The sequence below is a fragment of the Deltaproteobacteria bacterium HGW-Deltaproteobacteria-6 genome (assembly GCA_002840435.1).
GTDB lineage: Bacteria > Desulfobacterota > Syntrophia > Syntrophales > Smithellaceae > UBA8904.
Genome location: PHAT01000002.1, coordinates 420743 through 431724 on the forward strand (window position 1 = coordinate 420743; position 10982 = coordinate 431724).

Here is a 10982-nt window from a genome sequence, read left to right on the forward strand (position 1 = left end):
GCACATACCACCTGATGACCTGATGACCTGGAGGTCACACGAGGTCACGCGAGGTGGCGAGAGTGCACGAATCACATGTGATTCGGCGTTGATTTTTCATTCCTACACCGCCTCCACTCGACAGGGCACATACCGGTGAATCGGTGTGCCGAACTGGTCGCGGTGCGTGTTTTTGGTCAGGCGGTTCACATTGGCGCCATACTTGACGCCGTTGTAAACCAGGCCAAAGCCATGCGGGATGACGACATGGCCCTTGCGCGCGGTGTCGGTGATTTCCAGTTCGATTTCTTCATTGCCCGCCTCCGTCGTTATCCGCACCTGCTGACTATCCTTGAAATTCAAAGCGGCCGCATCATCGGGATGCATCGCCAGTGTACAGGTGCGTTTGCCTTCGTTCCAGGCGGGATCGCGCATCAGCGTGTTGGCGTTGGTGGAGATATGACGCCCCGCCATGAGAATGAGCGGATATTCGGCAGGCAGCTTGAGCGCCGCCTCTTCTTTTGCCGCTTCGATCGTTTTCAGTTCATCGAGCAGTTCGGGAATGAGCAGATTGATTTTGCCGTCTGCGGTTTTTATTTCCGCAAAATTATTTTCCGGATCGATCCGGCCCACCCAGATGCCTTCGGGATGATCGAGGATCTGCTGGAAAAGCTCTTCACCCAGGGCGGGTCCGGATGTAAAGCCGGCCCGGACAGCGTTTTTATAAAGGGATTTGGGAGCCGCCTGCAGCATGCCCCAGAGAGCCGCCAGATGCACGGAACCCAGTGCTTTACCCAGGGTTTTCCCCAGAATAAACGGCATAGCCTTGAGCGCTTTGGGCTCCGTCATGGCATACTCCATTAAAGCCTTGGCAAAGGCCGGGCGGCCATCATTGGCTGCCTGATAGAGGCTCTCCGGAATCGGCGGAATCAGCCCCAGCGAATCTGCCAGGAGCAGATCGATTTCACCCTGTTCTTTCGGTTCTCCCTCCGGTTCGACAATCGGCCGGCGCATCTGGAAATAGACGCCGGGATAGGTCATGGGGAAGAAGGTGCCGTCCCACGATTCGTAGCCGGTGCGCGACGGCAGCACGTAATGGGATAAAGCGGCCGTCTCCGTCATGGCAATTTCCGCCGTGACCAGCAAATCCAGCTTCTGGAATGCTTTTTCATAGGCTGTCGTGTCCGCGTAAGAGCGCAGGGGGTTCAATCCGGTCACGAAAACCGCCCGCAGGCGATCGGGATGATCCGAGAGAATTTCTTCCGGCATGACATTGGGCGGGAACACACCGCAAACCGGGAAGGAATTTGTTGCCACCGTGCGCCATGTTTTCGGGTCTCTTTCATCCGTGCTGGGGCCGATGGGCATCATATGGCCGTTGATGACATTGCCGCCGGGAACACAAAGCCTGCCGCAGATCGCCATCAGAATCACGATGAGGTAAGAATTCAACCCGCTGTGCCGCCCCATGAAAAGGCCAAGATCATAGCGGAAGGATGATTTGCGCGTGGCGAAAAGTCTGGCGACTTCGCGGACCTGGTCGAAATCCAGTTCACAGGTTTTAATGGCGGCGCGGGCGTCGAAATTTTCAAAAAAGGATTGGACCTGATCAAAGCCCGATGTGTGGGAAGCCAGGTAATCCTTTTTCTCCCAGCCTTCAGCAAGGATGATGGAAATCATCGCTTTGAGCAGCAGCGCGTCCGTGCCGGGACGGATGCGCAAATGAATGTCGGCAATCTTTGCCGTTTCGGAAAGCCGCGGATCGACGACGATCAGCATTTTATCTTTGTCTTTGGACAGACGCTGAAGCTGGCGGGGGGCCTGAGGGATCTGATGGCTCTGCATGCCGTTCCAGCCGAATACCAGAAGAAGGTCGGTGTTGTTCACGTCCGGCTGGTCGTGAAGATACTGCTTGCCGTGCGTGCGTCCGATCACCCAGAAGGCGCCGGAAAATTCCTGGGCCAGAGCGCTGTATTGATACTGAGAGCCTAAGCCCCGCATCAGGCGAACGCCAAAGGGAACCTCGAAGTGGCAGCCCTGTCCGCCGCCGCCCATATAGGCGAACGAGCGCGGGCCGTGTTCATCGATAATGCTTTTCAGCTTGGCCGCGATCTCACCTATGGCCTGATCCCAGGAAATGCGTTCAAATTTATCTCCCACTTTTTTCAGCGGATATTTCAGGCGGTCGGCATTGTGCTGGTGGTAGGCTATGTTCATGCCCTTGCGGCAGAAATAGCCTTCGCTTTTGCCATTGGCTTTGTCCGGTTTTACTTTGACAATACGGTTATTTTCCACCTCAACTTCCAGACCACAGTTTTGCGCGCACAGGACACAGCCGGTTTTATGAATGGTTCCCATCACAGCTCCTTTTCTCCGGCAGTCTTGCCGGGTGTTTAATATGCGTCATCAATCACGCGGGGCGGAAAGACGCGGGGGGTGAATAATGCCGTGCAAATCACGTTTGTTCTTCGGTCAACACCTGTAGAAACCCGGTCATATCTTTTCTTCCGGTTTTAAATTTTTTAAATATCCGAGTAAATAGTTTCGGAATCCCTGAAAAGGTTCGATGTTTTTTACAACCTTCATATGCATGACAGCCCCTTCAAAACCCTGGAATATGAAACGTGCGGTATCCGCCGCATTCAGATCAGCCGGGACTGATTTGTCGCGTTTGGCTTCCGCAAGGCATGATTCCAGTTGCGCGATGAGCGTTTCGATGACGCCCGCCAGATGTACGCGCAGCCGTTCATTGGTGTCGGCAAGCTCGAGCGACAGGTTTCCGATCGGGCAGCCCAGGGCATTGCCGCTTTTTTGAAAGGAGGCTTCGAAGAAGCCGAATAATTTTTCCAGCCGTTTCAGGGGTGGTATTTTCCCGTCGCTCAAATAGTGGGTGAAGATTTCGCTGATGATCGCGTTGAAATAATCAATAATCGCCAGACCGAAATCTTCTTTGCTTTTGAAATAAAAATAAAATGAGCCCTTGGGAATGCCCGCCGCCTGAAGAATCTGCTGAAGGCCGGTGGCATTGAAGCCCTGCGCGTGAATCAGCTCAGCCCCCTTGCGGACAATTTCTTCGCGGGTATTGGTTCGTGCCATAACTAACTCTCCTTGTCAACTTTGCATGACCTTCATAAAAGCTTCCAGCCTTCCTTTTTCCAGAAGGACTTGAGCCCCCATTTCCTTGATCGTCGCAGGAATGGGAGGCAGTTGTTTTCTTTCCAGCAATTCAATCGCATCAACCGGGCATCCCGTCACGCACAGGCCGCAGCCGATACATTCTTCCGGATGAACCAGGGCAACATCATCCTTCATTTCGATCGCCTTCATCGGACAGCGCTCATCGGCACAAATCGAGCAGCCGATGCAATTTTCACTTTTAACGTGCGCTTCAAAACGGCTGGGTTCAAAGGCGTGAGCATGCTTTAACTGTGTTCTTCCCCGCAGAACCGTACAGCAGCAGGGGCAGCAGTTGCAGATCAGGTTGGCGTGGTCGGCGCTGTTGTTGCTGGTATGAACCAGCCCCGCTTCCTCTGCTGTATTTAGAACCTTCATTCCTTCTTCCTTGCTGATCTGACGGGCAAACCCTCTCTCCACAAGAAATTCGCCCATTTCACCGAAAATGAGACACATTTCTTTGGGCTTGTCACATTTGCCCACACTGACCCGGCACGCGCAGTTGGTTACCGCGATATAGTTTGCATCATTAATGAAATTTTTGACTTCTTCGTAGGGATGGACACGGTCTTGCGCCGGGATCGACTTCTCAACGGCGACGACCCGCATCAGCGGCGTAGGATTGCCGGCAAAGGAGCTTCCCAGCGCCTCGTGGTGATATTCCTCCCAGAGCTCACCCAGGCGTTTGTGCATCGGTGTTCCGCCGCCTTTCATAAAGGGAAATTCAAATACACCGGGGATCGTCGGAACTAAAGCATAGAATGTCTCTCCCGCTTTATTCCGGGACTGAATAATGCCTTTGTCGGCCATGGATTCCAGATGTTGTTTTGCTTCGCTTTCCGAAAGACCGGCCGCTTTTGCTATGGTGGACAAGCTTTTGGGTTTAAAGCTCATCTTGACGGCAAGAGCCGCTTCTTCCGGGGTGAAAAGGATGCGCAGTATTTCATCTATTGATTTGGCTTTGGGCGCGGTTGAAGGATTTGAATCCAGAATTTCTCTTAATCGTTCGTAAATATCCATGATTCTTCTCCTTTGCTTTTTGACTTGGCGAGCATCATAATAGACCAGTCGTCTACAAGTCAAGGAATTTTTATAACGGAACAGGTTGCTGACTGAAAATCCGCACAGGAAGCATAGTTATAAATTAAATAATTTCAAAAGTTTAGTCTCAGGACAAGCGCCTGCCATTGATCATGGATATTTTGCATGCAGCGTGTGCTGATGGGGAATGCCGCTTTGTCCACCTGTTTGCGCGCTGACCAGGCTTGCCGCCCACGCGCCCAGATCCAATGATTTTTCGGCGCTCCACCCCTGTATGATGCCGTAGGTGAGGCCCGCGTGAAAGACATCGCCGCAGCCGGTGGTGTCAACCGCCGTTACTGGATATGCCTCTTTGCGGATGAAACACCCGTCAACCAGGGCGATGTATCCTTTCGCGCCCAGCGTGACACCCGTAAAGCCGATGCCCAGGGCCGCAAGCTTCCGGCAGGTTTCTTCCGGCGTTTCAGAAAAGGCATTGGAAAATGTTTCCGATGTGACAAAGCAGTCGCTTTGTCTGGCAATATCCAGCATCCCGTCGCGCAGCGTTCCCGCATCGATAATCACGGGAATACCCGCCTTCTTTGCCTTTGCGCAGGCGAAAAGGGAAGCTTCGGGAAACAATCCGTCGATGTGCAAAGCGCTGCTTTTTAAAAGAAGGTTGATGTCCAGTTCTCCCGGTTCAAGAGGAGGTCCGGTGGGCCTCTGCCAGAAAATCGTCCGGCGTGCGGTGGACGGTTCGCTGGCGATAAACGCGAATTGGGAGGAGTGATTTTTGCGAATACGCAGGCCGTTCGTGTCGATGCCTTCCCTGGCGAGCGATGCCGTGATTTGTGCGCCGAAGTTGTCGTCGCCTGCAACACCGGCCATGTGGCAATCCATACCCCAGCGCCTGAGCGCGACAAGCGCCGTGGCGACAGGTCCCCCGCATTGTTCAACCAGATTGGAAAATTCGCACTTCACATCCGGCGGCGGATAGGCGGGTATCTGACCGATATAATCGAGTGAACACTGGCCGATGCCAAAGACGTGGGGTGATTGATGCACGGCGTTATCCTTTCTTTTGCAGAGTTTAAATACCATGTAAGAGAGGAAATGTGAAAATAAAGATAAAAAGATGGGTAAAAAAATATTGATAAGTATTTCAATTAGCTATATTAATGACCTCGCAAAAAGTTCTCAAAATCATTCTGCTGAAAAATAAGGATAATACCGATGCCCGCTCCGCAAATTATTCTTGATCTGATTGAACGCTTCGAGCGAAATCAGGACGTTTACAAATCCAGCGCCTACAACGAAACGCAGGTGCGCCGGGAATTTATTGACCCCTTTTTTGAAGCTTTGGGCTGGGATGTCAACAATACTTCCGGCCATGCCGAAGCGTACAAAGATGTTATTCACGAAGATGTGGTGAAAGTCAGCGGCGTCACCAAAGCGCCTGATTATTCCTTCCGCATCGGCGGACAGCGCAAGTTTTTTGTCGAGGCCAAGCAGCCCTCCATCAACATTAAAGATACTCCGGCGCCAGCTTTTCAGGTCAGACGCTATGCCTGGTCGGGCAAGCTGCCGCTTTCCATCGTTACGGACTTTGATGAATTTGCCGTTTACGACTGCCGGATCAAACCGGATCAGGCCGACAAATCCGACAAAGCTCGCATCAAATACTATACGTATCAGCAATATGCTGAAAAATGGGATGAAATAGCGGCTGTCTTTTCCAAGGATGCCATCCTGAAAGGATCGTTCGACAAATACGCCGAATCCAGCAAAGTCAAACGCGGCACCGCCGAAGTGGACAGTGCCTTTCTGGCGGAGATAGAAAGCTGGCGTGAGGCACTCGCCCGAAATATTGCCCTTCGCAACAGCCTTTCCGTTCGCGAACTTAACGATTCTGTCCAGCGCGTCATTGACCGGATTATCTTTTTGCGCATTGCCGAAGACCGGGGCATTGAAGACTATGGGGCGCTCAGAGGCATCTGCAACGGCAGCAATATCTATGGCCGCTTGCAGGAACTTTTTGAAAAAGCCGACGACCGATACAACTCCGGCCTCTTCCATTTCCGCCAGGAAAAGGATCAGACGGAACTGCCTGATAAACTGACGCCTAATCTCATCATCGACGACAAGCCGCTCAAGGACATTCTCAAGACGCTTTATTATCCCGATTCACCCTACGAGTTTGCCGTCCTGCCCGCCGATATTCTGGGGCAGGTCTATGAGCAGTTCCTGGGGAAGGTCATCCGTCTGACGAGCGATCACCGAGCCGTAGTGGAAGACAAGCCCGAAGTCAAAAAAGCGGGCGGCGTCTTTTACACGCCCACTTACATTGTCGAGTATATCGTTCAAAACACCGTCGGAAAACTCCTCGATGGGAAGACCCCGAAGAAGGCGGAGAGTCTGCGGATTCTTGATCCGGCCTGCGGTTCGGGGTCGTTTTTGCTGGGGGCTTACCAGCATCTGCTCGACTGGCATTTGAAGTGGTATGTGGCGGACGGCCCGGAAAAACACACAAAGGCAAAAAGACCGGCCCTGTATTCCGGACAGGGCGGCGCGTGGCATCTGACCACCGCCGAGCGCAAACGGATTCTGCTCAACAACATTTACGGCGTGGATATCGACAGCCAAGCCGTCGAAGTCACCAAGCTCTCTCTTCTGCTCAAAGTGCTCGAAGACGAAACCGGCGAGACGCTCAATTCACAGCGCAAGCTTTTTCACGAGCGGGCGCTGCCCAATCTGGGCGGCAACATCAAGTGCGGCAATTCGCTGATCGGCCCGGATTTTTATGACGGCAAACAGATGAACCTGTTGGACCCGGAAGAAGCCCAGCGCATCAACGTGTTCGACTGGCAGGCAGAGTTTCCCGAGATTTTCAAAGTAGGCGGGTTTGACGCAGTAATCGGGAATCCGCCTTATGTTATCACGGGTAATGATAACTCTAACAATTCTCTGATAGATTATTTTAAACGTTATAATGTCTCACAATATAAGATTGATCTTTTTCATTTGTTTATTCAGCGTGGAATAGATCTAATCAGAAAAGATGGTAAATTAGGGTTTATCGTGCCTAACACATGGCTGACTTTGCAATATACGGATAGGTTGAGGAAATATATACTTGATCACACATCAATATTTGAAATTATAATATTCGACTATTTGGTTTTTAAGTCTGCGGATGTTCATACCGCCCTGATCTTTTTAGAAAAATATGACGCCGAAAAAGATCATAAAGTTCAGATAAAAATAATTTCAAAATTAGCGACAGCTGAAGAATTAAAAAGTGCTGAGACTTTGCTTTCATCGCAATTATCATGGAAAAATTGCAACGGTTATATTTTTGAAACCAGAATAGTTGGGAAAGCAGGTGTTTTGATAAATAAGCTACTGAATAGTCATCCTCGACTTGATCAAGTTGCACGTGCTTCATTAGGTTGCCAAGCCTACAATAGTTCAAAGCATACACAAGAACAGATAAAAAATCGTGTTTTTCATGCGTCTAAAAAACTAAGCGAAGAATATTTGCCTGAATTAGCAGGAAAAGATGTTTCTAGATACATAATAATCAGGGAAAGGGGCGAATGGATAAAGTATGGTTCATGGCTGCATGATTATAGAACAATGGACTGGCTCACAGGTCCACGAATTCTGATACGCGAAATATCTGGACAAGATAAGCACAAAATACAAGCTTGTTACGCGGAAGAAACGTATTGTAATTATAAGACAATACTAAACGTTAACCCGTCTTCAAATACACAATTTTCAATGATGTATCTACTTGGCATTCTTAACTCAAGGCTGATATCCTTTCTATATCCTTACGTTTCCAATAAGATGGTTGCAAAGAGTTTCCCGCGTCTATCTGTTGGGGATTTAAAAAAATTACCAATCCGTGAGATTGATATCGGAGATACCACTGATAAGAAAATGCATGACCGCATGGTTGAACTCGTCGAGCAGATGCTTACGTCGAATAAGCAATTAGCAGAAGCCAGAATCGGCCAAGAGCAAACCCTGATCCAGCGCCAGATCGACGCGACCGATAAGCAGATCGACAAACTGGTTTATGAACTCTATGAACTGACAGAAGACGAAATCAAAATCGTTGAGGGGCAATCAACATAGAACAAGGAATTGCAACCACCACTGAAGGGTGGCAAGTCCCCTTGTTCAGCAATTTCTCTCAACATGCCATGGATGAACTGATCCCGGAAGCCCCGCTTACCTTCGCTTCTGGGACAATTCCCAATCCCGATATGCCGGAATTATCTCTTGTAAAATCAGAAACCATCGCAGTTGAGCCGGGGCATACCCTGCGCGAATATGCCCGAAATGTTGTGGCTCTTGGCGAAGCGAAGCGTCAAGCAGCCGAACTGTTTGAGCCGAAGGCGAGTTTTCGGCTGTAGTGCAGCGAGCATAGAGCCACAGTTGCAGGGCATTCTGAGCGATGGGTATGCCCCGGCTCAACTGCCTCCGTTCACCCCTGATGGACAATGACATTCTCATTCTCAGAATCGGAGATCGGAATGATGTTGGTTTCTTGAACTGATTGACAAATATGAGGGAGACTGGTAAGCAAAAAACATTCGGGGTGTCAGGGCATCGGCCTTGTCTGAGATCATACCCGTTGAACCTGATCTGGGTAATGCCGGCGTAGGGAGAATAGAGATTTCATTTTAACCCCTTTCTCTCTTATGGCGAAGGGGTTTTTATTTTGAAATCAAAAACAGGAGAAGCAGGAATGAAGATAACGGCGGCGGAAATATTTCAATCAGTTGAAGACATCCGGGCGAAGAGCCCCCTGATCCACAACATTACCAATTATGTGGTGATGAACAATACGGCCAACGCGCTTCTGGCTATCGGCGCGTCGCCGGTGATGATTCATGCCGAAGAAGAAGTGGAGGACATGGCGGCAATCGCTTCCGCGCTGGTCATCAATATCGGCACCATCAGCGCCCCCTGGGTAAGGGGAATGTTCAAGGCCATGGCTTCCGCCCGTTCCAAAGGCGTGCCTGTGGTTATCGATCCGGTCGGCGCCGGGGCAACCCCTTATCGGACCCGGACCATCCGCGAACTGATCAGCGCCAATCAGCCGACGATTATCCGGGGCAATGCCTCTGAAGTTATGGCGCTTATGGATGACCATCTGAAAACCAAGGGTGTGGACAGCACGGCCGCCTCTGATGAGGCGCTCCATGCCGCGCAACAGATCAGTGAAGAACGCCAATGTGTTGTTTGCATCAGCGGCGCCGTGGATTATATCGTTTCCGGAAACCGGACGGTGAAAGTTGCCAACGGCCATCCGATGATGACCAAAGTGACCGGCCTGGGCTGCACGGCTACCGCCATTTGCGGCGCTTTTGCCGCCGTGGAAAAAGATCCGCTCACGGCAGCGGCTAAAGCCATGGCGGTTATGGGCATTGCCGGAGAAATGGCCGCAGCAAAATCAGCTGGTCCCGGATCGCTGCAAATGCATTTTCTGGATATTCTATATGCCCTGTCGGAAAACGACATCAGCCGGCATTTAAAAATGGAGGAATAGTCGTGCGAGGTGTTTATCTGGTGACCGACCGCGGCCTGTGCCGCAACAGACCCCTGCAGGATATTGTCTTGCAGGCCATACAGGGCGGCGCAGCTTATGTTCAGCTGCGCGAAAAGGAAATGTCAACCCGCGATTTTGTCGAAGAAGCCCTCGCCGTAAAAAAATTGCTTGCCCCCCGTCAGGTGCCGCTGATCATCAACGACCGTATTGACGTGGCGCTGGCGGTAGGTGCGGAAGGCATTCATATCGGTCAGGAAGACATGCCCTATGCCATGGCGCGCCGGTTGCTGGGGGAAAAGGCGATCATCGGCTTGTCGGTGGAAACGTGGGCGGATGTTGAAGCCGCGGAATCGCTGGCCGTCGCTTATATCGGTGTAAGCCCCGTGTTTGACACGCCGACCAAAACGGATACGAAAGAGCCCTGGGGCCTGGAGGGGTTGAAGAAAATCAAGTCCTTCAGCCGTCATCCTCTGGTGGCTATCGGCGGCATTAATGAAACCAATGCCCGGGATGTTGTCGCGGCAGGCGCCGATTGCCTGGCTGTCGTGTCGGCCATCTGTTCGGCTTCTGATCCGGTTGCGGCAACGATCAATCTCAAAAACAGAATTGATTCTGCTTTAAAAGAGAGAAAATAGCCGAATCCGGCAATGGCGATTCAGGCGGGGAACCTATTAAAACCGTTTCCCGCGGATGCTGCCACCCGTCCCGCGTAGTCATCCCGTGCACAAAAATGATTGTTGCAAATTATGGAGACTTGACGGTGGGGGGTGATAGTGATAGAAAAAACCATGTGTTTCAGATCACTCAAAAATTACCTGACCTATGCCATTCTTCTCTTTTACCTTTGCACACCTATGCTCGACAGTATGGTATACACCGATTGTGCAGGTAATGCCCCTTTTCGCGGTGAAACAACTATCTCTCACATGAAAGCCTCTCACACGGATGTTCGCTATTCCGGAAAAGGCGAGACGCAATCCAATACTGCCGGTGAGCAGGGTCATCAATCCATCTGTTCGATCTGTGCCAATGTGCTCATGGGCACAGAAGTTTCTTCCGTCAATCCACCTGTCATCACAGCGCAATATTATAACCCCTGCATAACGCCGGTGATATCCGAACTCCATTATTCCATCGATAAACCGCCTCAGAACCTCTTCGTATAAACCATTTCTCTGTAGAGCCGTTTCAGCCGGAATACTGCCGTAATCCCGCTGAAATACCTGCATCTGATACCAGATTTCTT

Annotated in this window: 9 protein-coding genes and 1 riboswitch; of the genes, 4 read left to right on the plus strand and 5 right to left on the minus strand. The window is 50.9% G+C overall.

The features are described 5' to 3' along the window. Positions 1 to 102: 102 nt before the first annotated feature. The 4 genes from CVU71_06300 to CVU71_06315 all read right to left on the minus strand — a co-directional run bounded on the left by CVU71_06300 (position 103) and on the right by CVU71_06315 (position 5274). Positions 103 to 2337: a molybdopterin dinucleotide-binding protein gene (locus tag CVU71_06300; protein PKN19971.1), complete on the minus strand. Its 2235-nt coding sequence runs from the start codon at positions 2335 to 2337 to the stop codon at positions 103 to 105. Positions 2338 to 2472: 135 nt separating this feature from the next. Beyond that, the gene (locus CVU71_06305) at positions 2473 to 3075 is read right to left on the minus strand and encodes a TetR family transcriptional regulator (protein ID PKN19972.1); all 603 of its coding nucleotides are present in this window, start codon (positions 3073 to 3075) and stop codon (positions 2473 to 2475) included. Between the two features lie 15 nt (positions 3076 to 3090). Continuing rightward, entirely contained in the window at positions 3091 to 4173 is a 1083-nt protein-coding gene (locus tag CVU71_06310; protein ID PKN19973.1) for a hypothetical protein, read from the minus strand. Between the two features lie 171 nt (positions 4174 to 4344). Continuing rightward, the gene (locus tag CVU71_06315; protein PKN19974.1) at positions 4345 to 5274 is read right to left on the minus strand and encodes a carbohydrate kinase; all 930 of its coding nucleotides are present in this window, start codon (positions 5272 to 5274) and stop codon (positions 4345 to 4347) included. 132 nt (positions 5275 to 5406) lie between these two features. On the opposite strand from CVU71_06315, the gene CVU71_06320 reads away from it, so the two are divergent. The 4 genes from CVU71_06320 to thiE all read left to right on the plus strand — a co-directional run bounded on the left by CVU71_06320 (position 5407) and on the right by thiE (position 10371). Beyond that, positions 5407 to 8316, plus strand: a complete 2910-nt coding sequence (locus tag CVU71_06320) for a restriction endonuclease subunit M (protein ID PKN19975.1) — start codon at positions 5407 to 5409, stop codon at positions 8314 to 8316. A gap of 41 nt (positions 8317 to 8357) precedes the next feature. After that, positions 8358 to 8597 carry a hypothetical protein gene (locus CVU71_06325; GenBank protein PKN19976.1) on the plus strand — a complete coding sequence of 80 codons (240 nt, stop codon included), beginning with the start codon at positions 8358 to 8360 and terminating at the stop codon, positions 8595 to 8597. 171 nt (positions 8598 to 8768) lie between these two features. Further along, positions 8769 to 8869, plus strand: a riboswitch (TPP riboswitch). A gap of 63 nt (positions 8870 to 8932) precedes the next feature. Further along, positions 8933 to 9736, plus strand: a complete 804-nt coding sequence (locus CVU71_06330; protein PKN19977.1) for a hydroxyethylthiazole kinase — start codon at positions 8933 to 8935, stop codon at positions 9734 to 9736. Between the two features lie 2 nt (positions 9737 to 9738). Next, the gene (gene thiE, locus CVU71_06335) at positions 9739 to 10371 is read left to right on the plus strand and encodes a thiamine phosphate synthase (protein PKN19978.1); all 633 of its coding nucleotides are present in this window, start codon (positions 9739 to 9741) and stop codon (positions 10369 to 10371) included. Between the two features lie 165 nt (positions 10372 to 10536). Here thiE and CVU71_06340 read toward each other — a convergent pair whose 3' ends face one another. Continuing rightward, positions 10537 to 10965, minus strand: coding sequence for a hypothetical protein (locus tag CVU71_06340; GenBank protein PKN19979.1), 429 nt, complete (start codon positions 10963 to 10965; stop codon positions 10537 to 10539). Between the last annotated feature and the right edge of the window lie 17 nt (positions 10966 to 10982).

Coding starts and splice junctions, on each gene's coding strand:
- CVU71_06340 (PKN19979.1), bottom strand. CDS start 10,965: ATGCAGGTATTTCAGCGGGATTACGGCAGTATTCCGGCTGAAACGGCT.
- CVU71_06305 (PKN19972.1), bottom strand. CDS start 3,075: ATGGCACGAACCAATACCCGCGAAGAAATTGTCCGCAAGGGGGCTGAG.
- CVU71_06310 (PKN19973.1), bottom strand. CDS start 4,173: ATGGATATTTACGAACGATTAAGAGAAATTCTGGATTCAAATCCTTCA.
- CVU71_06300 (PKN19971.1), bottom strand. CDS start 2,337: ATGGGAACCATTCATAAAACCGGCTGTGTCCTGTGCGCGCAAAACTGT.
- CVU71_06330 (PKN19977.1), top strand. CDS start 8,933: ATGAAGATAACGGCGGCGGAAATATTTCAATCAGTTGAAGACATCCGG.
- CVU71_06320 (PKN19975.1), top strand. CDS start 5,407: ATGCCCGCTCCGCAAATTATTCTTGATCTGATTGAACGCTTCGAGCGA.
- CVU71_06315 (PKN19974.1), bottom strand. CDS start 5,274: ATGGTATTTAAACTCTGCAAAAGAAAGGATAACGCCGTGCATCAATCA.